This window comes from Acinetobacter sp., from assembly GCF_036666595.1.
Taxonomy (GTDB): Bacteria; Pseudomonadota; Gammaproteobacteria; order Pseudomonadales; family Moraxellaceae; genus Acinetobacter.
Genome location: NZ_JAVWVO010000010.1, coordinates 1 through 24,587, shown reverse-complemented (window position 1 = coordinate 24,587; position 24,587 = coordinate 1). Strand labels below are relative to the sequence as shown.

The window sequence follows — 24,587 nt, the reverse complement described above, 5'->3', positions numbered from 1 at the left end:
ATTGAGTTAAATGGCGCAATAAGCAGGTCTCCGGACTTAAATATAAATATTGCGAACAATATTGGTATATCCATCTTCCCACACGGGTGCAGTGATGTAAGTGTAAACACTTATAAAGATATACGTTTCGTTTTACCGTTGCGGGGGCAGTGTTGGACTCTCACCAACTTCCCTAAAGCATAGTGCTTAGACTTATTGCATTTGGGCGAAGTATAAGGTTTGTATGCGAATTAAACAATCTATGTAAAGATTTTTCAGGATGAACTTTACGCAAGGCGAAAAAATTGCATTACAATGATTCGCCCTGTTATTTATAGATCAGCTATAAATAGGGTTGAGCCAGAGTCATAACCTATGCGAACCCGTGCCAAAATTTGTGGAATTACCCGTAGCCAAGATATTCACGCTGTGGTCAATGCCGGGGCAGATGCAATTGGTTTTGTATTTTTCCCGCCTAGTCCACGTCATGTCAGTGCAGCTCAAGCCAAAGAACTGATCCAACATATACCTGCCTATGTGCAAACTGTTGGACTTTTTGTGAATGCCACTGCGGATGACATTGCCGATGTGTTAAAACAAGTGGCGCTGGATATCATTCAGTTTCATGGTGATGAAACACCAGAAGGCTGTCAGGCGATTGCGGCACAGGTTGGGCGCCGTTGGTATAAAGCCATTCAAGTGAAACCTGAACTGGATGTGGTGGCAGAAGTTCAATGCTTTCAGCAAGCAGGGGCAAGCGCAGTGCTCTTAGATGCATGGCATCCTGAACTGAAAGGGGGAACAGGACACAGTTTTGACTGGTCAAAATTCCCTAAACTGGATATTCCTTTAATTTTAGCTGGTGGTTTAACTCCAACTAATGTTGAAGACGCTATAAAGACGACTGGGGCTTATGCTGTAGATGTCAGCGGAGGCGTAGAATCCGCTAAAGGTATAAAAGACCAACAACTTATAGAAAACTTCATGCAAGGAGTCCATCGTGGATCAGCAAAGTAATGTGATTGACTATACCCAATACCCAGATGAACGTGGGCATTTCGGTATCCATGGCGGACGTTTTGTGTCAGAAACTCTAATGGCAGCATTAGAAGACTTAGAAAAGCTCTATTTCCGTATGAAAGATGATGAGCAGTTTCTGGCAGAATTCGACCGTGACCTCGCCTACTATGTAGGTCGTCCTAGTCCTTTATATTATGCTGAGCGATGGTCGAAAGAGTTGGGTGGTGCGCAAATTTACTTAAAACGTGAAGACCTTAATCATACAGGTTCACATAAAGTGAATAACACGATTGGTCAGGCTTTATTGGCAAAACTGTCGGGTAAAAAACGCATTATCGCAGAGACGGGAGCAGGGCAGCATGGCGTGGCAACTGCGACTATCGCAGCACGTTTAGGTCTTGAGTGTGTGGTGTTCATGGGTGCAGAAGACGTGAAACGTCAAGCCATGAATGTCTATCGTATGCGTTTACTCGGTGCGACCGTTGTGCCTGTGGAAAGTGGCTCTAAAACATTGAAAGATGCCATGAACGAAGCCATGCGTGATTGGGTGACCAACGTTGATTCAACCTACTATGTGATTGGAACTGTTGCAGGGCCACATCCGTATCCACAATTGGTACGTGACTTCCAATCGATTATTGGTCGTGAAGCACGCAAGCAAATTCAAGAACAAGCAGGGCGTTTACCTGATGCTTTGGTGGCATGTGTCGGTGGTGGTTCAAATGCAATGGGCTTGTTCTACCCATTCTTAAATGACCCAGATGTCAAAATGTATGGTGTTGAAGCGGCCGGTTATGGTATTGAAACAGGTAAACATTCTGCTCCATTAAACGCAGGTCATGTTGGGGTTTTACACGGTAACCGTACTTATTTGATGTCTGATGAACAAGGTCAGATTATTGAAACACATTCAATTTCAGCAGGTTTGGATTATCCCGGTGTAGGCCCTGAACATAGCTTCTTGAAAGATATGCATCGTGTTGAATATGTGCCTATCAATGACAATGAAGCTTTACAAGGTTTCCGTGATTTAACCCATATTGAAGGCATTATTCCTGCATTAGAAAGTTCACATGCGATGGCTTATGTCACTAAACTTGCGCCAACCATGTCTAAAGATCAAATTATTATTGCGACTGTTTCAGGTCGTGGTGATAAGGACTTAATGACTGTGGCACGTATTGATGGTGTGGAAATGGTTGAGATGTAAGAATCCTCCACTAACCACTTTTGAAAAAGAGAGAAAAGCCTCCCCCTTTTAATAAATGAGGGTTGGTTGGATTACAAAAGTCGTGCTGAAGTAATTCAGCACGACTTTTTTTGAAATAGAAGTTTATCCAAAACATGAATAAGTGAAGGCGACATGGATGTTGCCCGTTGAGCAGCATTACAGGGATGTAATGTCTGCTCAATAAGATGGTTTTGTTACTTTTGCCGAAACAAAAGTAAGATATTTCCTAGCAATGAAAACTCTGGTCAAATCTATCTTATTGGTCGTAACGTTATTTACATTTTGAGGGGGTCTTGCGGCTTAGACCTCAAATGTAAGGAGTTAATAATGTTACTTTGGATAAGACCAAAGTAACCAAAGTCATTGTCATTCGCAAAACTCGTCCTATACTTTCATGTGATTAATGTCGTTGCTAAAACATTTCACTCGCAGTGTGGTCTACCTCGAACAATTGCGAAAGACGTTTCTGTGAATCGCATGTTAGCTATAAAAAATGTGTCAAAAGAAAGGAAATAGAATGCCTAATCTATTTATGGTTATGCTAGGTGGTCGTCATGCCCGCGCCAATACCGAAGTTCATGATGTTGTATTTGCAGTCGCTGACAGTTTAGAAGAGAGTTACCCGCAACTTAAAAATGCATGGTTTGGTGAACAAAAAGGCTTACATATTGATGCTTGGATGCAAGTGGAGGGTGTCGAAAGTGCAGGGAAAAAATACCAAATACAGTTTAGTGATGCCCAACCCCAAGCAGAGGATGAAAAACTGTGGCTCATAAATTTAGGTGGCTATGACACACGTGAATTTGGGGAGTTACATCGTTATGTACTCGTCGTTGCGCCGCATGCCGCGGAAGCTAAACAACTTGGCAAACAATATTTTGATCAAAAGTGGCAAAAGCAACATACTGACCGTGTTTTAGACGTCGATGACTGTATTGAGATTGATTGTGTACATGGGCGTTATGTGGTTTTGGTTGAAGCTGAATTCGATGCAAACACATGGGAAAATACATATCTCATGTTAAATTAGGTTGGATTATTCCTAATTTTTTTAAGTGATGTATTAAAACGAAAAGCAGGTTTAGTGAATAATTTGATGAAAAAACAAACTAAATACTTTTCACCTTTAAAATTATAGGCATAATAGGCTTCTGGATATTAATTAACTTTTGCTTAAGGATAAAGCATCAATGGATTTGATTCAGTCCAACGGACAACCACATTATGGTCGGTTTAGCGAACTCCCAAAAACCATTGATTTAAATAAGTATCAGTATAAAACCCCATATGGTGAAGTGCTCACTGGCTGGCGGAAAAAGCTGAAATATAAGAAATTTAAGTTTTGTAGCATTCAACATGAGCATTATACCATTGGCTTAGCGATTGCTGATATTGCTTGGGCTGGACACGGTTTCGTTTATATTTATGATCATCTCAAAAATGAAGTGCTTGAATGGAATGCCGTGAATTTTCTGGCGCGTAAAACCGTATTAGATGAACAGCCTTTATATAACCAAAGTGTGTTTGCAAATTCACCTTTTCAAATTGAAATCCAGCATGCCAATGGGGTGCGCTATGTTCAAGTCACTAAGTATGGTGAAATTAAGCTGAGCGCCCGTATTTTCTGCGCAGGTACTGATCCATTGAGTATGTGTAGTCCAACAGGGATTAATGGCTGGACTTATACCCAGAAATTGACCACCTTAGCTTGTGAGGGGTTTTTTACCAATAAAGCCGGGCAGATTATTCAGTTTAATGAGCGGACCTTGGCTGCGCTAGATGATACTTGTGGTTTCCTCCGACCAGAAACAGCTTGGTTTTGGCTCTCTTGTAGTTTTTGGGATGCTGAGGGCAGACGCATTGGGCTCAATTTAGCTTCTGGTGTGAATGAAAGTTTTGGCAATGAAAACTGTTTGTGGGTGAATGGAAAGCTCTACACCGTGAGTGATGTTCTGTTCCAAATGGAAGAAGAAGGGCGTTGGAGCATTCGCTCGCTAGATGAACGCTTAAATTTAACTGTGACTACGGGCTGGCGCCGTTTTGAAAACCTAAATTTGCGTCTCGTGGGCAGTCAGTTTAGTCAGTGGCAAGCCAAAATTAGCGGTACGATTCAGCAGGATGATCAAGAGGTTGTATTGCTAAATGAATATGGACTGCTCGAACAGCACTATGCAAAGTGGTAAAAGACCTATAACAAAAAAACCAGCATCATGCTGGTTTTTTCTTTTGTTATGTTTATGAATTTATTTTCCTGCTTGCCAAAAAGCTTCACCCGCTAAAATCGGATCATGACTTTCTGCTAGGGCGTCGATCCAAACATCGTACTGCGCAATCACAGAATGTTGATTGGGATGAAAGTCTTTCTTAAACCAATCCAGATATTGACCACGCATTCGAGACAGTATCCCTTTTTTCCCAAAGAACCACGGCAGTCCTTTGCGCATCATTTGCAAGCGTTGAATACGGTTAAAGCCATCATGTTTGAGCATGACATCTGCACGATAAGTGGTGAAACCAAACATCATCACCGTGGTAAAGGCCAATGCAAATAGACGCGTCGCTTCAGGCACATGTCCGACTTGTTTCATCACATCAAACGCGACATCACGGTGTTCCATTTCTTCAATGGCATGCCATGCAAATAAAGCACGCACATAGGGGTGGGCCTCAGCCAACGTGGCTTTATGGCTATAAAAAGTCTCGGCCATTAGTGCGGTTAAATGTTCTGCTGCCGCAGTCATAGCAATGTTGTATTGAGGTGAGCGTTTGCTTAATTCGAACTTAAAGATTTTATTTAAACGCTGAATAAACTGATCGACAGGCATGCCTTGTTCTCGCATGACCTGATTCATTTTGTCATGGGCAATGCCATGCTGTGCTTCCTGCTTAATAAAGTCGGTGACACGAGCCGCTAAGCTTGGGTCTGTAATTTGGTCCCGAAACAAACGCACGCTTTGAATAAAATAGCGTTCTCCATCGGGGAAAGTGAGGCTGAGTGCATCGAACATTCGGGTCCGAAATGGGTCGTTGCCAAACCAAAAACGTGGCACTTCATTGAGCTTAAAATTGAGTTGGGTTCGTACAATCGGTTCAACAGGGGCTGTAACAATGGCATTCATTTTGTTTTACTTCATTTGCCTTGGATGATTGCAGTATGTCGGAGAAAATGCAGTTTGTTTTGACAGATATTGCCATTTTTTATACATTTTACGCCAATGTGAAAATATCGCATGTCAAATAGCGGGTGGGCCGTCATGCAAGAATTACAAATCCCCAATGGTTATTTTCAGCTCTGGAACATGTACCTCATAGAGCAAGGAATCGATTTTCATCAACTCGGTTTTTTAGCGCAATATCAGAATGAATTGCAGCATGTATTACAACTGCCAATCGATACCCAATCGCCATTTTCGTTCTTTCAAACGATTTTATACCTGACGCGAGAACAGTTGGATTGTCCTCAGTTGATTATGGAGATGGCAAAATTTATTCAACCTGAGCATTTTGGTGTTTTAGGCTATATGGCCACACGCAGTAATAGCGTGGCTGAAGCACTGAGTTATGTGATGCGTTTTAGTCGTTTGGTGATTGATGGTGCAGAAGTTAGTCCCATGCAGATGCAGCAAAGGGGCAATGAGATTTGGCTGACTTGGCCTTTTCTCAATGAAAAATATGCTTCACTGAATGAAATGACCATGGCATCCATTGTGCATTTGGCCAAGAAAATTTTCCCCGATCAATTACAGTTCTTAAAAATCCAAATGGCGCATCCAGCCCAGATGGCACAGTATCATTATCAAAAATTTTATGGCTGTGAAGTGAGCTTTAATCAAGCCTGCTATGCCTATGTGATGAGTGTGGACAGTCTGACCTTAAAATCGGGCTTTGCTGATCCTTCCTTAACGCAGCTTTTACTGAAACAAGCAGAAATTGCAATTGCCCTCAAGCCTCGTTATGAGAGCGTATTACACCAGATTCATAGCGCCGTGGCTGATTATCTTAAAGCACATGCGGAAGCTCCTAAAATTGAACAGATTGCCAATGAATTACACCTGTCAACGCGGACCCTACAACGCCAGTTGCAAGACTGGGATAGTTCATTTAAGCGAGTACTTGAGTCAGAGCGCATGAAGCGCTGTGAATATTTATTACAACAAGGTTTGAGTTTGACTGAAATCGCCTTACAACTCGGCTATTCGGGGCAGTCTGCTTTAGCGCGTGCCTATAAACAGCACAGTGGACAGACCTTATTACAGTTGAAACGACAATTGAAATAACAGCACGCATAAAAAAGCGCCTTTGTACAGGCGCTGAAATGTATGAAATGACTAGACTGATTTCAGTCGTGGAAAACGGAATGCAATTGCAAGGATGGCAAAGATCGCCAGTATCCAACAGTAGTAAATGCTGCCGATGAGTTCAACAGGCGAAAGCTTTGCAATCGAGCAGGCCAATAGAAGCTGTGCGCCATAGGGGATAAGCCCTTGTACAACACATGAAAAGATATCGAGCAAAGCGGCTGCACGTTTGGGGTCTACGCCATATTCTTTCGCGACTTCACGTGCCATATCGCCCGATAAAATAATCGCTACAGTGTTGTTGGCCACAAAAATGTTGGAAAACACCACTAAAAAGCTCAATCCGATTTCACCTGCTCGCTCGCGACCGACTTTGAATAAACGGGTGAGGCGGTAAATGCGTTGAATAAGCCAGTCGAGTCCGCCTTCTTTTTGCATAATGGTCGAAAGACCGCCCAAGAACATCGACAGTAACGCGACTTCAAACATACCGACAAAACCATCATAGATGGCTGTGTTGAGTTGAATGACGGTAAATTCTGGTTGTGCAATCAGTCCCATCACCCCAGAGAGCACCACGCCGACTGTAAGTACTGCAAGCACGTGTAAACGACTGAAGGCGAGGAAAAACACCACCACATAGGGCAACACTAGCCAAGGATTAAAGTCTTTGGATTGAATGGTTTCGGTTTGATGGATGCTAAAGACATAAATCGCGATCGTGACTAAAGCTGCAGGTACTGCAATCCAGACATTGACGCGAAACTTGTCTCGAAGCTGAACTTTTTGACTGGTGGTGGCTGCAATGGTGGTATCCGAAATCATCGACAGGTTATCACCAAACATCGCACCGCCTACGACCGCACCTATGGCATAGACTGCGGCAATATCAGTGGCTTGAGAGAAACCAAAGGCAATGGGGGCGCAGGCCGCGATGGTGCCCATCGAGGTGCCCATTGCCGTTGCAATAAACGCTGAAATAATAAATAGCATGGGCAGCACAAAGGCTGGTGGAATCGCAGACAAGCCCATTTGCACTGTGGCATCTACACTGCCAATGGCACTGGTAGTACTGGCAAATGCACCTGCCAGCATGAACACCATGAACATCAAGATAAGGTTCGGGTGACTTGCACCGCGCAGAAAGGTTTCGATGCCTTGATTCAGCTCACCGCGATAAATCAACACCGCAAAAATAATGGCAGGAATGGCCGCAACAGGCGCTTTCATTTGATAGAACGCAAACTCGGTTCCAATCACAGAATGGTAAATACCACTGCCTAAGAAAATGGCTAAAAAAACAATAAGCGGTAACAGCGCAAGCGCACGTGCTTGCACTAAACCTGAGTTATCGGTGGTCATAGGAGATAGGGAAATGAAAGAATGTGCGTAGTATAATGCAGGTTTTGCTATTTCATAAAACTTTAAATGTAAAAGCTAAGCCGTCTATTTTTATCATTTTTTTGTAAATAAAAATAAGTTTATCTAAAACTTAGACATTTTGGTATTTCCTAAAATTAGGCATCTTTGATCATTGAGAAAAAAACCGAAATATCAGTAAATGGTGCTTTACGGTTGTTCTGAAAATATTTGACGAAAAATGAATTGGAACGCGAACGCGATGTGCTCTATTCAATGAGTAAAAAATAGCGTTACAATGCAGCGTCTTGTATTTTTACAAAGCCAACTCCTCAGTAGTTTTAATTTTAAACAAGTTAAGGAAAGCACAACCCTATGTCACGTTTAGCCACTCGTTTTGGACAGCTTAAATCTCAACAGCGTAAAGCTTTGGTTTCTTATGTTATGGCTGGTGACCCTCATCCACAGGTAACAGTTCCTTTGTTACATCAGATGGTCGAGGCGGGTGTAGATGTGATTGAACTCGGTCTTCCATTTTCAGACCCTATGGCAGATGGTCCTGTGATTGCCCTTGCAGCAGAACGCGCATTGGCAGGTGGCACCAATACCTTAGATGCTTTGAATATGGTCAAAGAGTTCCGTCAAAAGGATCAAGAGACTCCAGTCGTATTGATGGGTTATCTGAATCCAGTTGAAGTCATTGGTTATGAAAAGTTTGTATCGACTGCGCATGCATGTGGTGTCGATGGCATTCTACTGGTGGACTTACCACCAGAAGAAGCAGCAGAGCTTGATGTTGTATTGAAGCAATTTGATATGGATCAAATCTTTTTACTAGCGCCAACCTCAACGGACGAACGCATTAAACATGTGGTGAAACAGGCGAGTGGTTTCATCTATTACGTGTCTTTAAAAGGGGTCACAGGTGCAGCAACTTTAGACGTTGCTGAAGCTGCAAACCGAATTGCTAAAATTAAAGCAGAAACAGATATTCCTGTCGGTGTTGGTTTTGGGATCAGTGATGCGACATCTGCCAAAGCAATGGGCGGAGTGGCTGATGCTGTGATTGTTGGTAGTGCTTTTGTTAAGCAATTTGCAAGCTTAGCGCCAGAACAAGCCGTGGTTGAAACGGTTAATAAAGTCAAGGAGCTTCGAGCAGCGCTCGATGAGTTAGTATGAGTCAAGATGTTAAATCAGGGAAAATCCTAAGCCCATCGACGCCATGGACTGAACGTGGTGTACCCGGTATTCAAGTACCTGATGAGCAAACCTCACTCAAGGCGACGTTTACAGAACCAACGATTGAATGCCCTGAGTGCCATGCACTTGTTACACGTACTGCAATGTCATTTAACGCTTATGTTTGCCCTCAGTGTGATGAACATTTGCGTATGAAAGCCCGTGATCGTTTGAATTGGTTCTTTGACCAAGTGCAAACAGAATTGGGACAAGAATTTAAAGCCAAAGATCCGTTGAAATTTGTCGATTCAAAGCCATATCCAGCGCGTATGAGTGAAGCGCAGACCAAAACAGGTGAAACTGAAGCCTTGGTGGTGATGCAAGGTTTACTCAAAGGTATTCCTTTGATTGCCTGTGCCTTTGAATTTGACTTCATGGGCGGCTCAATGGGTACAGTTGTTGGTGACCGTTTTGTGCAAGCGGCTGAAAAAGCCATTGCGGACAAGCAACCTCTGATTTGCTTTGCTGCTTCAGGCGGTGCGCGTATGCAAGAAGGTATGTTGTCTTTGATGCAAATGGCGCGTACTTCAGCGGCCATTCAAAAAATGAAAGATGCTGGCCTACCATACTTAGTGGTGTTGACGCATCCTGTTTATGGTGGTGTAACCGCATCTCTAGCGATGCTCGGTGATGTACATATTGCTGAGCCGAAAGCGATGATTGGTTTCGCTGGTAAACGCGTGATCGAACAAACTGTGCGTGAAAAGCTAGAAGAGCCGTTCCAGCGTGCGGAATACTTGCTTGATCATGGTGTAATCGATCAAATTGTTCACCGTCACGCATTACGTGATACAGTTTATCGTATTGTCGCGAAACTGATGAATTTGTCTTGAACACAGCACCACTTGCAACAGACTCTTTAGAAACATGGCTCGATTATTGGGGCCATGTTCATGTTACGGGGATTGATTTAGGATTGGAACGGGTCATTCCTGTAGCTGAAAAGCTCGGTGTGACGCGTCCCGATGCCAAAGTTTTAACCGTAGCGGGAACCAATGGAAAAGGTTCGACCACCACCACACTGGCTGCCATTTTAAATGCGCAAGGCTATAAGGTGGGACTGTATCAGTCACCACATATTTATCGTTTTAATGAACGGGTTAAATTGCGTGGTGTAGAGGTCGATAACCAAAGCTTGGTCAATGCTTTTGTACAAGTGGATCAAGCGCGCCGTGATTGTGATTTAAGCCTCTCGTTTTTTGAGGCGACCACACTCGCGGCTTTTGTCATTTTTAAAGACCAAGCATGTGATGTTTGGGTGCTTGAAGTGGGGCTGGGCGGTCGTTTAGATGTGGTCAACGTGATTGAACCCGATGTTGCGGTGATCACCAATATTGGTTTAGACCATACTGACTGGCTGGGCGATACCATCGAAAAGATTGCCTTTGAAAAAGCTGGCATTATCCGTCCCAATATTCCTGTTGTGTTTGGTGGCTTACAACAAATCCCTCAAGCGATTATCGATAAAGCGGATGCTTGTGCTGCAAAACTTTATGCAGTGAATCGTGACTATTTTTATCAACGCAGTGAACATAGTCAGTCATGGATGTTTGCATCCAGCGGCACCACTTTAAATTTACCGCTCGGCACATTGGCGGTTGAGAATATTTCAACAGCTGTTGCTGCTGTTTTATTGAGTGGTTTAACGGTCACTCAAGCGGCTATTTCTGAAGGAATTCAAAATGCAAAATTGCAAGGTCGTTTTGAAATTCGCCAAATACAGAACAAAACGGTGATTTTTGATGCAGGGCATAACCCGCATGGTGTTGCTTTTTTATTAAATCAATTGCGAAATTTCCTAAAATACAATAAACAGTACACTGAAGTAGTCAGTGTTTTCTCGATGTTGGCAGATAAAGATGTGAAATCTGTCACAGAGTTATTGAAAGACTCCATACAAATGTGGAAAATTGCGGCATTAACTGTCCCGCGTGCAGCTCCAATTGAACAATTGGATCAAGCGCTGCAAGGGCAACATGTGCAGCACTTTGACAGTGTGAAATTGGCTTTTAAATCAGCGCTCGACGAAACAAAGAATAATCAGCTGATTTTGGTATGTGGTTCATTTCATACATTAGAAGCGGTATGGGAGTATTTGGAAGAATGTCAATGAATAGCAAACAACGTTGGATGGGTGGCGTTGTTTTATTAGGTGGTGGTGTCCTTTTGGCGGCATTACTGCTTAAAGGCAAAGAAGAAATACATCAAAATAATATTAAAACACCAGAGCTAGTCACACAAAATGTGCAACGCAATGCCGAAGGTGAGTTGGTTCAACTTCAGCCGTTAACGGTCGATGTTGAAACAGAAAAGCGTTTACTGGAACAACAACGTGTAGCACGTGAAAAATCGGTTGCTGAACAAGAAGCTCGTGCGGCCGAATTTTTAGCAATGCAACAGCAAGCCGAAGCAGATGCTGCACGTAAAGCAGCGGAAGAATATGCCGCGTTAAATGCACACCGTAATGCTGCACAGCAAAGCTCGGATAACATTCCACCAGAATTGGTTGAAGATGAAAAAGCTAAGCAACAGCGAATGGCTGCGGATAAAGCCGCTGAGCTAAAGAAGTTGGAACAGCAAAAGCTGCAAGCACGTACTGAAGCAGAAAAAGCAGCGGCTACAAAAAAACTGGCTGAGCAAAAAGCCTTAGCAGAAAAGCAAGCACTTGAAGATAAAGCTAAACGAGAAGCAGAGGCTAAACGTAAAGCAGAAGACGAGCGTAAGGCTGAAGCGAAAAAAGAAGCTGAACGTAAAGCAGATGCTGAGAAAAAAGCGGAAGACAAACGTAAGGCAGATGAAAAGCGTAAAGCTGATGAAGCCAAGAAAAAGGTGGAAGCTGAGAAAGCGCGTGATTTGCTTGAACATGGCGATAAGCAGTGGATGGTACAGGTGGCATTGGCTGCCAATGAAGCCAATGCGGATGCACTGGCTGCTAAGCTTCGTGCCAAGGGCTATAAGGTCACTAAAAGTCCAACCTCTAAAGGTGTGCGAATTATGGTGGGGCCATCTAAAGACCGTGATACTGCCGATGCAGCCCGCAAGAAGATTACTTCAGATGCGAGCCTTGGCATGAAGTCAGCATGGGTGATTGACTGGGTGCCACTCGACAAACGTTAAGATCGGGTTTAATCCAATTGCCTTCCCTAAGATGGATTCAACAGTTGCTGTTGAATCCATTTTATATTTTCGGGGCTAAATAAAGGCTCGATATTTTGCCAAATCGGATGAAAACCATAACCGCCATGTTTCATCTCAGCCAAGGCATCTGCGGTAGACCAGTTTTGAAAAATAATGCGGTACATAGCCACACTGGCGCCTGTACGGTCTGAACCATGGTAGCAATGCAATAAAACTTTTTGCTGGTTTTGCTCCGCATGTTGAATTTTCTGCATTACTTTTAGCAAATCTTCTCGGTCAATTGCCCATGTATGAATCGGGATGTGCACCAATTCAAATCCTTGGTTGGACAGTTTTTTCAGGTCTTGATTGCGGGAGCGTAAGTTAATAATCACATCAATTTTCTGTGCTTTTAAACTCTGAACTAAATCTTGATCGGGTTGCTCACTACGAAAAACAGTTTCACTGATTTGATAGAAATTATGCGCAGGTTGGATCGACTGCCCCCAGTGTTGTGGACGCTCTGTCTCGGGCAGCGCAGGCGTAGTCATACAGCCAGAAACACTGATACAAAGAGAAAGCATAACAAGATATTTGGTCATAGGATCAGGCTCTGATGGTGTGAAAGTTCAACAGGGTCATGCGCACAAAAGATTTCGATACTTGGTTCAGACTGTGCCAATTGTTGAATCTTATGCAGGTTGCTTAAGCGCTGTGAGTTATCTTCGGCAAAAAATACTTCCAAAGCATTTAAGCTGCGAAGTTTATTTTGAGGGTTAAGCTCTAGGTGGGAGTAGTAGGCATCCCCGCAGAAGAGTTTCCAACCTTGTTGGGTTTTAATGGCAATGCCACAGTGACCTTCAGTATGCCCAAACAGTGGAATCAAAAGAATCTCATCATGAAATAAGTCAAACCCTTGCACTTGAGTCAAATTAAACCATGCGTCACCGTGGATCGGCTCGATAAAGTGCCAATGACGATGCTGCTGAAATTGTTGTGTTTTATAACGGGCTGTATTTTTAAATGATTTTAAATTTTGTGCCGCATTATATTCGTTAGACAGGATATGTACTGTTGCATTGGGAAAGTCGGAAATGCCACCCGCATGGTCAAAATCCAGATGTGAAACCAAAATGTGTTTGACATCCTTTGGGCTAAAGCCAAGTTTTTGGATTTGTGCAATTGCGGTTAATTCTAAGTTTTGTTCAATTTTTCCAATTCGAGCCACCAACTGCCCTAAACGCTGCTTGGTGTATAGATAGTCCTGTATGCCTAAGCCCGTATCAATCAGCACCAGCCCTTGATCTGTTTCAACCAAAAGACAATGGCATACCACCTTAGCTTGAAAACCTTTTTGACCAAAGAGTGGGGCACACACTGGACACATGGTGCCGCAATGTAAATGGTGAATGTTATAGATCATAAAGTCATTTTTATCGTATTGTTTTGACTGTTATAGCGGAAGATTTGAGTTTTAACAGTTTGATTTTGTTAAAGAGTCATGTGTGCGTGCTTTAAGCGGAAAAAAGCCTGTCGATTGACAGGCTTTCAAAAGTTCAAACTCGGCTCGTCATTGGAGTTTGAAACGATCATACAAGGTGACTCAGAACGTATTTTTATTGTTTAGGTTCCTCTTTGGATTGCTTGGAGTTCAGTGCCCCATTTTTGTTTTCAATGGGGCTGTTCGGTCAAAACTTCGGGCTTCGCTTGTCTGCGACAAGGGCAGAGTATTTTATCCTTGCTCAGGCTGTGGAGTCAGGCGTAAATACGGCGTGATGGCCTTATAGCCTTTCGGAAAGCGCTGTGCGATTTCAGCTTCATCTTTGAGTGATGGCGCAATCACCACATCCTCACCTTGTTGCCAGTTCGCAGGAGTTGCAACCTTGTGATGATCGGTCAGTTGCAGTGAGTCAATCACGCGTAAGATTTCATGGAAATTACGACCTGTTGATGCAGGATAAGTGATAATCAAACGGACTTTTTTGTTTGGGTCGATAATCACTAAAGAGCGAACTGTTAATGTTTCACTGGCATTGGGATGGATAAAACCATATAGCTCAGACACTTTACGGTCTTGGTCGGCAATGATTGGGAAGTTCACCGTAGTATTTTGGGTTTCATTGATGTCTTTGATCCAACCCTGATGTGACTCGACATCATCGACTGAGAGGGCAATGGCTTTTACCCCACGTTTTTCAAATTCATCTTTGAGTTTTGCGGTAAAGCCAAGCTCGGTGGTACATACTGGCGTGTAGTCAGCAGGATGTGAAAACAATACTCCCCAGCTATCGCCTAAAAATTGATAAAAATCGATTTCGCCTGCACTTGATGCTTGTTGGAAATTGGGTGCGATGTCGCCTAAACGTAAACTCATGTTGAACCTCAAATTATCTTTATGTCTATGGAATGAACATCACTATGGCGCAATTTCTTTTGCATGAAAAATAGTGTTTTATTATTTGTTTATACAAAATACTCATAATTGGTCGGATAGCTGTTAAGTATTTGGGTATGTCAAAGATGACCTTCATGGTTGCTCTAGAGACCGCTTATTTGCATATTTGGTAACGGTGTTTAGATGAGATTATTTCTGCTTCTGAAGGGGGTCGCTCTATAGAATTGATCGTGCATACGATCGGTTTATTATGAGCTATAATTATTTTTATGATTGATTTGTAGTTGTTTCTTAAAGTAATTTCACAAAGTATAAAAAACTTGAGTATTAGAACAATGAAAAAAATAGGTATCGCCCTGACTTTTCTGCTGTGTGGGGTCGCTTCAACCCATGCGCAGAATGGTGGGCAATTGAAACAAGCCCAAGTGAGTACCTCCCATCAAACACCACAACAAATCACAGATCAATATCTAGCATCTCAAAAAAGCATCAAACAGCGTAAAGCGACCCTTTCACAGGCTCTCGAGCGTGAGTTGGCTCAAGGTCAGAATACGAATGCGAGTAATGTCTATAATATTACCTGCGTACAGCTCGTTCCGATTCTCACCGCGATGCGGGTCAATGATGAACAACTCTTGGGTTTTCTACAGAGCATGAATCCAAATCAACCCAACAACGGGGTGAAAGCTTCGCTGCGGCAAAATCAAGCGCTTGAAAGCAAAACCTTGAATAACTGCAAACAATTAAAGTCACTACTTTAAAAAAGACCGTGAATCCTGATGAGTTCGGATGAAATCTCTATGTCGGCTGTTTAAAATTTGTTACATTAGTTTGCCTTAGATTCGACGGGCTAGAAACAATGAATAGATTTTTTAAATGGTTTTGTGTAAAGCCCTTGTACTTCAAATTTCTAGCACCATAATAACGACTAAGAAAACATATTCATTTGACAAGCAAGATTTAGAGAGTCTATTCATGTTGGCAAGTCTGATCGGAGGAATCTTCGGTACCAAAAATGAGCGCGAACTCAAACGCATGCGTAAAATCGTAGACAAGATTAATGCGCTCGAGCCGACGATATCCGCTCTTGGCGATGCAGACTTATCTGCAAAAACTGAAGAATTTAAACAACGATATAACAAGGGCGAAAGCCTCGATAAATTACTCCCAGAAGCATTTGCCGTCTGCCGTGAAGCAGCTAAGCGTGTAATGGGCATGCGTCATTACGATGTACAGTTGATCGGTGGTATTACCTTACACGAAGGTAAAATTGCGGAGATGCGTACAGGTGAAGGTAAAACCCTGATGGGTACCTTGGCGTGTTATTTAAACGCGATTAGTGCTCAAGGTGTTCACGTCATTACCGTGAATGACTACTTGGCACAGCGTGATGCTGAATTAAACCGTCCGCTATTTGAATTTTTGGGTTTAAGCATCGGGATTATCTATTCCATGCAAGATCCAACAGAGAAAGCTGAAGCCTATCGTGCCGATATTACCTACGGTACAAACAACGAATTTGGCTTTGACTATCTACGTGATAACATGGTGTTCTCGCTTGCTGAGAAAAAACAACGTGGTTTGATCTATGCCATTATCGATGAAGTCGATTCGATCTTAATTGATGAAGCGCGTACGCCTTTGATTATTTCAGGTCAAAGTGATGATTCTTCACAGTTGTATGCTGCAATCAATAGCATCCCACCGAAACTGCATGCGCAGAAAGAAGAAAAAGTCGCGGATGGCGGTCATTTCTGGATTGATGAAAAACAACGTTCTGTTGAAATGACAGAAATTGGTTTTGAAACGGTTGAAAATGAACTGATTGAGATGGGCTTGTTGGCTGAAGGTGAAAGCCTGTATTCATCGACCAATTTGAACTTGGTTCATCATGTTACCGCTGCCATTCGTGCGCATTACTTGTATCAACGCAATGTGCATTACATCATCAATGATGGTGAAGTGATTATTGTCGATGAAAACACAGGACGTACCATGCCAGGTCGTCGCTGGTCAGAAGGTTTACACCAAGCAGTTGAAGCAAAAGAAGGCTTAGAAATCCAGCCTGAAAACCAAACGCTCGCAACCACGACCTTCCAGAACTATTTCCGCCTATACAAAAAACTTTCAGGTATGACCGGTACAGCCGATACTGAAGCAGCGGAAATGAAAGAAATTTATGGTCTAGACGTGGTGATCATTCCGACGCACCGTCCAATGGTTCGTCTCGACCAAAACGATTTAATCTATTTAAATCGTAATGGTAAATACAATGCGATTATTCAAGAAATTCAACGCGTGCATGAGTCTGGTGTCGCACCAATTTTGATTGGTACAGCAACCATTGAAGCTTCTGAGATTCTTTCTGATAAATTACGTGATGCCGGTATTCAGCACGAAGTGTTGAATGCGAAACAACACGAACGTGAAGCGGATATTATTGCGCAAGCGGGTGCACCGCGAGCAGTAACCATTGCAACCAACATGGCAGGTCGTGGTACAGACATTCTGCTCGGTGGTAACTGGAAAGCTTTACTGGCAAAAATTGAAAACCCAACCCCTGAAGATGAAGCGCGCTTAAAAGCTGAATGGGAACAAAGCCATGAAATGGTATTGAGTTCTGGTGGCTTACACATCATTGGTTCTGAGCGTCACGAATCACGTCGTATTGATAATCAGCTTCGTGGTCGTGCAGGTCGTCAGGGTGACCCTGGTGTGTCACGTTTCTACTTGTCCCTTGAAGATGACTTAATGCGTATCTTTGCGGGTGATCGTGTTGTGGGCATGATGCGTGCGATGGGCTTACAAGAAGATGAAGCCATTGAGCATAAAATGGTGTCACGTTCGATTGAAAATGCGCAGCGTAAAGTTGAAGCACGTAACTTCGATATTCGTAAGAACTTATTGAAATACGATGACGTCAACAACGAACAGCGTAAGATTATTTACTCGCAACGTGATGAAGTTTTGGCTGAAAGTACATTGCAAGATTACATCGAAGAGATGCAACGTGATGTGATGAAAGGCGTGATTTCTAACTATATTCCACCTGAGTCAATTCATGACCAATGGGATATTGATGGGCTTGAAAAAGCGTTACGTGAAGACCTTGCGATTGATTTGCCAATCAACCAATGGTTGGAAGATGACCGTCGTTTAGATGAAGAGTCTTTGGTTGAGCGTATTACTGATGAAGTGGTACAGCGCTACCGTAGCCGCCGTGAGCAAATGGGCGATGAAACAGCAGTTATGCTGGAGCGTCACTTCATGCTGAACTCGCTGGATCGCCACTGGAAAGATCACTTGGCGGCGATGGATTATTTACGTCAAGGCATTCACTTACGTGGCTATGCACAGAAAAATCCTGAGCAAGAATACAAAAAAGAAGCGTATAACTTATTTGTAAATATGTTGGCGATTATCAAATCAGATGTTGTGACTGACTTATCTCGCGTACATGTGCCAACGGCTGAAGAGCTGGCTGAAATGGAAGCTCAAAAGCAAGCTCAAGCTGAAGCGATGCAATTGAACTTGTCGCATGCAGACTTTGATGGTTTGTTGGCCGATGATCAAAGCCACTTCGCAGAAGTAGATGCACAGTACGAGCCAGTAGAAGAGTTTGCTGCACCTGCGAGTCGTAACGCGCCTTGCCCATGTGGTTCAGGCTTAAAATACAAACAGTGTCACGGTAAAATCTAAACTGTGAACGAGTGAAAAAGCAGAACTTCGGTTCTGCTTTTTATTGATATGACTGAAAAATTGACGTTAAGATCAATCCAAATACGATTCTGATTACAGCTAAAGCGTTGCATAATGTGAATAGCATTTGCAGTGTTAGGCATTAAATGCTATTTAGTTGCTCATCATCTAAACCTCTAAAGTGGAAAGACAATGAAAAAAGTATTAAAACCAATCATGATTGTAGCTTTAGCGCTTCCAACTTTTGCATTTGCAGATACCACTACCGCAGCTAAAGTTCAACAAGCGCGCGGTGCAACCACAGCACCTGCGGCACAAGCCAATGGCAATATTACGGTACAAAGTCCGCGTACAGGGATTCGTTATACCTTTGCCAATCCAAATCAACGCCCAGTGGTTCTGCAAACGGCTGCTATTGCTCCTGTAAATGCCGCAACGGTGAACCGTATTGTGGCTTCAAACCCAGCGCTTTCTCCTGTAAGTCAAGAAAATGCTAAACAAGCGCTTTTGTCTAGCTCAGCACAGCTTGCTTCAAATTAATCAAATGCTGCTGCATAAAACCAATCTTCGGATTGGTTTTTTTATGTCAAAAATGAGTGTGCATTGAAAAGTTAAAGCAAACAAAGTCTTCTGCTCGATTTTTTCTGAAAATTCTAATAAGCTGTGTTTTTTCTAACAAATGAATTGGACGTTTAAAATGCCAGTAGGTGACGTATCAATGCCACAAATGCACGTGGTGAAAGGGGTGAGAATCGGAACGGCTGAAGCTTATGTGCGCTATCAGAACCGACGTGATCTTGTCATTTTCGAATTTGCTGAAGGAACGAATGTTGCGGGTGTTTTCACTCAAAATGCGTTCTGTGCAGCGCCCGTGCATGTGTCAAAAGCGCACTTACACGTGGCGAATCCGCGCTACCTCATTATTAACACCGGTAATGCCAATGCAGGTACAGGCAAGACAGGCATGCTGAATGCTGAGCGTACTTGTGCAAAATTGGCTGAGCTTGCCAGTGTGCAAGCAACGGAAGTGTTACCGTTTTCAACAGGGGTGATTGGTGAACAATTGCCGTTGGAGCGTTTGTTAAATGGATTACAGCCTGCATTAAATAGTTTGAGTCCTGATGCTTGGGGTGATGCTGCTACTGGGATTATGACCACAGACACCACACCGAAAGGCGCATCTGAGCAATTCGAATTGGATGGCGTCACGTATACCATGACTGGTATTTCTAAAGGCGCAGGCATGATTCGTCCCAACATGGCGACGATGTTGGGCTATGTTGCAACCGATGCACCTATCAGCCGCGAGTTGGTTCAGCAACTATTGAGCGAAACGGTTAATGTTTCGTTCAACCGAATTACCATTGATGGTGATACTTCAACCAATGACTCCTGTATCTTGGCAGCTACGGGGCAAGCGGGTGGTGTTGAAATCACCTCAACCCAAGATGCACGTTATACTGTAGTGTTAGATGTGCTCACGCGTATGATGAAACGCCTTGCACAGTTGATTGTGCGTGATGGTGAAGGAGCAACCAAGTTTATTACGGTTGCAGTTGAAGGTGGGTATGACACGCAAGAATGCTGTGATATTGCTTATAGTATTGCGCATTCACCTTTGGTTAAAACCGCGATTTTTGCCTCCGATCCGAACTGGGGGCGTATCTTGGCTGCGATTGGTTATGCAGGGGTAAAAAATTTAGATGTTGAAAAAATCCAAGTTTGGTTAGATGATGTGCAAATCTGTAAGGATGGTGGCGCAGCTGCCGATTACACGGAAGCGGAAGGTGCTCGTGTAATGTCACAAGCTGAAATGACCATTCGTGTAGATCTAGGACGTGGGGCAGCGAAAGACACAGTGTATACCTGTGACTTATCTTATGACTATGTGAAGATTAATGCGGATTATCGCTCTTAATCTTAACGAGTTTTAAAAAGCCTCCTTTGGAGGCTTTTTTACCATAAGAACTTTTGAATGATTGGTCAAAAGCCGAGAAGCCATTTGGCCAATAAATTAAGTGCGGGACTTGCTTGCCGACAAGCATGAAGGGATGAATGAATGATGAACAATGCGACCAATTTAATTGCCAATGACGCAAAATCAATTGTGCAGGCGCATTTGGACCGTTTGGGTGAAACCAAAGACTCAAAGCTCAGTGAAGAAGTAAAGCAAGAAAAATTTGCTTTAATCTTGGCTGAGTTGAAAAAGCGCGATGCGGTATTGGTAGCGCACTACTATTGCGATCCTGAAGTGCAGGAATTAGCAGAGTTAAGTGGTGGCTGTGTATCCGATTCATTGGAAATGGCACGTTTTGGTCGTGATCATCCAGCATCGACCTTGGTGGTGGCGGGGGTTAAATTTATGGGTGAAACCTCAAAAATTTTATCACCGAATAAAACCATTCTGATGCCAACTTTAGAGGCCACATGTTCTTTAGATTTGGGTTGTCCTGTTGAAGAATTTAGTCAGTTTTGTGATGCCCATCCAGACCATAAGGTAGTGGTCTATGCCAACACTTCAGCAGCCGTTAAAGCCCGTGCTGATTGGGTGGTGACTTCAAGTTGTGCGGTCGAAATTATTGAGCATCTAGACAGTTTAGGTGAAAAGATTATTTGGGCGCCTGATCAGCATTTAGGTCGTTATATCCAAAAGAAAACAGGCGCAGACATGTTGCTTTGGGATGGTGCTTGTATTGTGCATGAAGAATTTCGTGCACGTGGCATTGCACAAATGAAGGCGCTTTATCCTGATGCTGCGGTTCTGGTACATCCTGAGTCACCTGAGTCAGTGGTGGATGTTGCTGATGCCGTTGGAAGTACGTCACAACTAATTAAAGCTGCGCAAACTTTGCCAAATGAACGACTGATTGTGGCAACAGATCGGGGTATTTTCTACAAAATGCAACAAGCGGTGCCCAACAAAATTTTGGTTGAAGCACCAACAGCCGGAGAGGGTGCAACCTGTCGTTCTTGTGCACACTGTCCATGGATGGCTATGAATGAGCTGGATGGTATTTTAGAGGTATTACAGCGTGGCGATCAGGAAATATTTGTAGACCCGGCACTTGCTGAGCGTGCGAAATTACCTTTAGATCGCATGTTGGATTTCAGTGCATCGCTAAAACGTTAAAATTTGTATAAAAAATGCCTGAAATGCTTGATTAATATACATTTGACGTGATTTTTTTATTTTTTTTAAATATAGGTGTTGACGTTATCAAGCGTCACGCCTAGAATGCACACCGTACCGAACGAGATGTTCGATACAAAAGCTGAGATGAATCGGAGCATAGCACAGCCTGGTAGTGCACCTGGTTTGGGACCAGGGGGTCGTAGGTTCGAATCCTACTGCTCCGACCAATTCTTCAAGGCAAGGTTATCCATAATACCTCGTATTATTGGTCATGCGCCTGTAGCTCAGTTGGATAGAGCATCCGCCTTCTAAGCGGATGGTCACAGGTTCGAATCCTGTCAGGCGCGCCATTAGGTAGCTTGGTATTAAGAACCGACACGTTATGGTGGATGTAGCTCAGTTGGTAGAGCCCTGGATTGTGATTCCAGTTGTCGCGGGTTCGAATCCCGTCATTCACCCCAACTTTAAAAAGTTGAAATCGGAGCATAGCACAGCCTGGTAGTGCACCTGGTTTGGGACCAGGGGGTCGTAGGTTCGAATCCTACTGCTCCGACCATTTATTGAAATGGTCGAGATAAAGATACCGCATTAAGCGGTTTTTTTATGCCTGAAATTTAGTAAATACAGAAAAAAGCCTTCGTGACGAAGGCTCAAGATAAAACAGAAATGCTTAAGGAATAATAATAATATTTACACGACGATTCAGCGCTCGATTTTCCTCGCTGTTATTTTCTACCAGAGGTTGTGATACGCCGCGACCCATACTCTGAATATTTTGAGTTTTAAACCCTGTTTCGATAAAAATCTGGCTAACTGTTGATGCGCGTTTCTCTGAGAGTGTTTGGTTGTAGCTTGGGTCACCAATATTGTCCGTATGTCCAACTACTTTAATTTTATTCAAATTATACTGCTGCAACTGTTTAGAAAGCGCTTCGAGTGCAGGTTTTTGAGAAGCTTGAATGTCGGATTGGTCAAAACCAAACAATAACTTTTCAGGCAGTCTCAGTGTCCAGCCTTCTTCAGTCAGGGTAAAGCCTTGTTTCTTCAGCATACGCGCTTGTTTATAGTTGAGGTGCCCTAAACTGAGACAGCCAGATAAAGCAGTGATAAGACCTGCGATAAGCATAAATTTACAAAGATGTTTTAACATGAGGATTCCTGATCAGGATTTAGGCAAGGTGTGATGTACCACCCTTGAGCTAAGTTTTTGGCTTTATACATGGCATTGTCTGCTTCAGCAATCAAATCTTCCGGTGTTGTTGCACATTTTGAGAAAGCAACACCAATACTGAAACTAAAATGAATCTGTTGTTGATCAAAAGATAACGGGGCTTTACTGCATTCGATTAAATGCTCGCAAATTAGTTCTAAGTGATCATAATGTTTAATATTGCGAATGAGGATGGCAAACTCATCACCACCTAATCGTGCTACCACATCGTGGCTTCGGACATTCTTTTTTAAGCGTTGCGCCATTTCTTTGAGCACGGCATCACCTGCTAAGTGTCCATAAACATCATTAATGTTTTTAAAGTTATTGTTGTCGATAAAAAAAAGAGCTGTCTGGTTTTTCTCAGGGTGCTCAAATTGATTGAACAAAATATTGTAAAAATAATGACGATTCGGGAGTTCGGTTAACTGATCATGCAATGCTTGATGTGATAACTGAGAGTTTTCGCTTTGTAGTTTTTCATTGGTGCGCTGCACCTTATCTAATAAATTATTAAATGCACCACTGATCACGCGAAATTCATAAATGGGGGATGACGGAAGACGTGCTTGATATTGAGTATCTAGATTAAGGCTTTCAACAGTATTGACCATGGGTTGAATCGAGTGCATCAGTTTTTGATATGTTGAATGTACCAACCATAACATAATCAGCAGGATGACAAAAATCCCAGCGGAGAGACAAATCAAGAGTTGAAAGAAAAAGCTCATGAGTTGAGTGGCACTACCGTAAATGATCAAAGTCCCATACTGGTTATTTTGATGTTTGATGGTGCGTGTCACTGGGTGTTTAAAGAAGACCTTATCAAACAGATTTTCCATCCATGCAAACTCAGGTGTAGGTTTGTATGCTTCGGCCAGTGGTTTTCCTTGTAGATTGATGACTTGAATGGCGCGAATGGGATATTGCTGAATATGATTGTTCAGCGTTTGCTGTAGTGTAATACGATCATTAAAAATGACAGCAGGTTGAATTTGCTCACTTAAGGTTGCGCTAAAAATATTGAGGCTTTGCTTGGCGTAGGTATTCATGGTGTAGATGGAAATTACCACGAAAATTAAACTACAAATTCCAAGAGTAAGAGCAAAAATCAGCAATTGAGACTGACTAAAAATTTTTTGTAGGGACGTATTAGAGCTTTTACGAAACATTGACTTAAGGCTCCGTAGATTTTGCTAATAATAAAACACGTGGATCTACACGTGCTTGGGACTGGGACAGGCTGGCCAAGTTTACCTTAAAGGAAGTTCGCGTTTTGTTTTGATATAAGCAAAATGCACTACCTAATTCGCATTCAGTATTGTTGGAGCTAAAAGTCAGTGGAGCATCTTTTAGGTTGTTTATAATATTTTGCTCTTCACGTGGTGTGTAGGTTGAGAAAAAAACAGCATTGCACATAACCTTATTTAATTCAGACAAACTGACCGCTTGAATTTGATACGCATTTTTGAGTTGCTGATTCACTTGAATGAACTGATTGGATAATTGGCTGTTATTTAAAATGCATAAAGAAATAGGCGTAGGTGTATTCCAACGCACATAGCTCAAAATCGTCAATGTGGTTGCGGGGAGATTTAGTTGCGGCTGTGCCTGTGCCTGAGAAATCATTAAACAGGACAATAGAGTTAAATAAATTTTGTATTTAAAAGCTGTCATTATTCATTTTGCTTGGCAGCGAAAGTGAGCTTATTTTAACGAAAAATAAACAGTGATGGTTAAAATTGCTTTAATAATCGACAAAAATCACATTTTTGAATAAAAAATATGCGCTTGAAGTAAAATAATGGAAAAAGGTGTTGCAAGGGGTTAGAAATGCTGTAGAATGCACATCCATCGGCGGTGATGTTGATTAAAACTTGTTGAGAAACAAGGATTTAGCCCAAGTG

At 42.7% G+C, this 24,587-nt stretch carries 22 protein-coding genes, 4 tRNA genes and 1 riboswitch; of the genes, 18 read left to right on the top strand and 8 right to left on the bottom strand.

The window, feature by feature from the left end; translation table 11 throughout:
* Positions 1–3 precede the first annotated feature (3 nt).
* Positions 4–211: riboswitch (cobalamin riboswitch) on the bottom strand.
* A gap of 143 nt (positions 212–354) precedes the next feature.
* The 4 genes from RR876_RS12815 to RR876_RS12800 all read left to right on the top strand — a co-directional run bounded on the left by RR876_RS12815 (position 355) and on the right by RR876_RS12800 (position 4,413).
* Positions 355–996, top strand: a complete 642-nt coding sequence (locus RR876_RS12815) for a phosphoribosylanthranilate isomerase (RefSeq protein ID WP_332477969.1) — start codon at positions 355–357, stop codon at positions 994–996.
* Complete coding sequence (gene trpB, locus RR876_RS12810; protein WP_078388461.1) at positions 980–2,209, top strand: tryptophan synthase subunit beta; 1,230 nt, start codon at positions 980–982, stop codon at positions 2,207–2,209. Before RR876_RS12815 ends, trpB begins: the two co-directional genes overlap by 17 nt.
* Before the next feature lie 538 nt (positions 2,210–2,747).
* Positions 2,748–3,260, top strand: coding sequence for a DUF1543 domain-containing protein (locus RR876_RS12805; RefSeq protein WP_332477970.1), 513 nt, complete (start codon positions 2,748–2,750; stop codon positions 3,258–3,260).
* A gap of 160 nt (positions 3,261–3,420) precedes the next feature.
* Positions 3,421–4,413: a DUF2804 domain-containing protein gene (locus tag RR876_RS12800; RefSeq protein ID WP_332477971.1), complete on the top strand. Its 993-nt coding sequence runs from the start codon at positions 3,421–3,423 to the stop codon at positions 4,411–4,413.
* Between the two features lie 60 nt (positions 4,414–4,473).
* Here RR876_RS12800 and RR876_RS12795 read toward each other — a convergent pair whose 3' ends face one another.
* Complete coding sequence (locus tag RR876_RS12795; RefSeq protein WP_332477972.1) at positions 4,474–5,349, bottom strand: metal-dependent hydrolase; 876 nt, start codon at positions 5,347–5,349, stop codon at positions 4,474–4,476.
* A 135-nt stretch (positions 5,350–5,484) separates the two neighbouring features.
* Between RR876_RS12795 and RR876_RS12790 the strand changes: the two genes are divergently transcribed.
* Entirely contained in the window at positions 5,485–6,507 is a 1,023-nt protein-coding gene (locus tag RR876_RS12790) for an AraC family transcriptional regulator ligand-binding domain-containing protein (RefSeq protein WP_332477973.1), read from the top strand.
* Between the two features lie 51 nt (positions 6,508–6,558).
* Here RR876_RS12790 and RR876_RS12785 read toward each other — a convergent pair whose 3' ends face one another.
* Positions 6,559–7,890, bottom strand: a complete 1,332-nt coding sequence (locus RR876_RS12785; RefSeq protein ID WP_332477974.1) for a Na+/H+ antiporter NhaC family protein — start codon at positions 7,888–7,890, stop codon at positions 6,559–6,561.
* Between the two features lie 372 nt (positions 7,891–8,262).
* Between RR876_RS12785 and trpA the strand changes: the two genes are divergently transcribed.
* From trpA to RR876_RS12765, 4 genes are read left to right on the top strand one after another with little or no spacing between them, the layout of a single operon-like run.
* A complete protein-coding gene (gene trpA, locus RR876_RS12780; RefSeq protein WP_004983629.1) occupies positions 8,263–9,066 on the top strand; it encodes a tryptophan synthase subunit alpha in 804 nt (267 codons plus the stop codon).
* Positions 9,063–9,959 (top strand): acetyl-CoA carboxylase, carboxyltransferase subunit beta, encoded by an 897-nt coding sequence (gene accD, locus RR876_RS12775; RefSeq protein ID WP_005401957.1) that lies wholly within the window; start codon positions 9,063–9,065, stop codon positions 9,957–9,959. Before trpA ends, accD begins: the two co-directional genes overlap by 4 nt.
* Complete coding sequence (gene folC / locus RR876_RS12770) at positions 9,956–11,239, top strand: bifunctional tetrahydrofolate synthase/dihydrofolate synthase (protein WP_332477975.1); 1,284 nt, start codon at positions 9,956–9,958, stop codon at positions 11,237–11,239. The genes accD and folC overlap by 4 nt, the downstream gene beginning before the upstream one ends.
* The gene (locus RR876_RS12765; protein WP_332477976.1) at positions 11,236–12,243 is read left to right on the top strand and encodes an SPOR domain-containing protein; all 1,008 of its coding nucleotides are present in this window, start codon (positions 11,236–11,238) and stop codon (positions 12,241–12,243) included. Before folC ends, RR876_RS12765 begins: the two co-directional genes overlap by 4 nt.
* 26 nt (positions 12,244–12,269) lie before the next feature.
* On the opposite strand, the gene RR876_RS12760 is transcribed toward RR876_RS12765, so the two are convergent.
* The 3 genes from RR876_RS12760 to RR876_RS12750 all read right to left on the bottom strand — a co-directional run bounded on the left by RR876_RS12760 (position 12,270) and on the right by RR876_RS12750 (position 14,617).
* On the bottom strand, positions 12,270–12,845 hold the full coding sequence (locus RR876_RS12760; protein WP_332477977.1) for a dual specificity protein phosphatase family protein: 576 nt from the start codon (positions 12,843–12,845) through the stop codon (positions 12,270–12,272).
* Complete coding sequence (locus tag RR876_RS12755) at positions 12,842–13,666, bottom strand: MBL fold metallo-hydrolase (RefSeq protein WP_332481895.1); 825 nt, start codon at positions 13,664–13,666, stop codon at positions 12,842–12,844. Before RR876_RS12755 ends, RR876_RS12760 begins: the two co-directional genes overlap by 4 nt.
* Positions 13,667–13,975: 309 nt before the next feature.
* Positions 13,976–14,617 (bottom strand): peroxiredoxin, encoded by a 642-nt coding sequence (locus RR876_RS12750; RefSeq protein WP_332477979.1) that lies wholly within the window; start codon positions 14,615–14,617, stop codon positions 13,976–13,978.
* 356 nt (positions 14,618–14,973) lie between these two features.
* Between RR876_RS12750 and RR876_RS12745 the strand changes: the two genes are divergently transcribed.
* From RR876_RS12745 to RR876_RS12705, 9 genes are all read left to right on the top strand, one after another.
* Complete coding sequence (locus tag RR876_RS12745) at positions 14,974–15,399, top strand: hypothetical protein (RefSeq protein WP_332477980.1); 426 nt, start codon at positions 14,974–14,976, stop codon at positions 15,397–15,399.
* 214 nt (positions 15,400–15,613) lie between these two features.
* Complete coding sequence (gene secA, locus RR876_RS12740) at positions 15,614–18,337, top strand: preprotein translocase subunit SecA (protein ID WP_005401950.1); 2,724 nt, start codon at positions 15,614–15,616, stop codon at positions 18,335–18,337.
* Positions 18,338–18,529: 192 nt separating this feature from the next.
* Positions 18,530–18,877 (top strand): hypothetical protein, encoded by a 348-nt coding sequence (locus RR876_RS12735; RefSeq protein ID WP_004983653.1) that lies wholly within the window; start codon positions 18,530–18,532, stop codon positions 18,875–18,877.
* A gap of 157 nt (positions 18,878–19,034) precedes the next feature.
* On the top strand, positions 19,035–20,255 hold the full coding sequence (argJ, locus tag RR876_RS12730) for a bifunctional glutamate N-acetyltransferase/amino-acid acetyltransferase ArgJ (protein WP_332477981.1): 1,221 nt from the start codon (positions 19,035–19,037) through the stop codon (positions 20,253–20,255).
* 144 nt (positions 20,256–20,399) lie between these two features.
* Complete coding sequence (nadA, locus tag RR876_RS12725; RefSeq protein ID WP_332481898.1) at positions 20,400–21,467, top strand: quinolinate synthase NadA; 1,068 nt, start codon at positions 20,400–20,402, stop codon at positions 21,465–21,467.
* 153 nt (positions 21,468–21,620) lie between these two features.
* Positions 21,621–21,697: transfer RNA gene (locus tag RR876_RS12720), tRNA-Pro, on the top strand.
* A 46-nt stretch (positions 21,698–21,743) separates the two neighbouring features.
* Positions 21,744–21,820, top strand: a tRNA-Arg gene (locus RR876_RS12715).
* Positions 21,821–21,855: 35 nt separating this feature from the next.
* Positions 21,856–21,931 (top strand) — tRNA-His (locus tag RR876_RS12710).
* 18 nt (positions 21,932–21,949) lie between these two features.
* Positions 21,950–22,026 (top strand) — tRNA-Pro (locus RR876_RS12705).
* 114 nt (positions 22,027–22,140) lie between these two features.
* Here the strand turns inward: RR876_RS12705 and RR876_RS12700 are convergent.
* The 3 genes from RR876_RS12700 to RR876_RS12690 are packed head-to-tail and all read right to left on the bottom strand — an operon-like array spanning position 22,141 to position 24,357.
* Positions 22,141–22,620: an OmpA family protein gene (locus RR876_RS12700; RefSeq protein WP_332477982.1), complete on the bottom strand. Its 480-nt coding sequence runs from the start codon at positions 22,618–22,620 to the stop codon at positions 22,141–22,143.
* On the bottom strand, positions 22,614–23,852 hold the full coding sequence (locus tag RR876_RS12695; RefSeq protein ID WP_332481896.1) for a diguanylate cyclase: 1,239 nt from the start codon (positions 23,850–23,852) through the stop codon (positions 22,614–22,616). Before RR876_RS12695 ends, RR876_RS12700 begins: the two co-directional genes overlap by 7 nt.
* A 4-nt stretch (positions 23,853–23,856) precedes the next feature.
* A complete protein-coding gene (locus RR876_RS12690) occupies positions 23,857–24,357 on the bottom strand; it encodes a YfiR family protein (protein WP_332481897.1) in 501 nt (166 codons plus the stop codon).
* Positions 24,358–24,587: the final 230 nt, after the last annotated feature.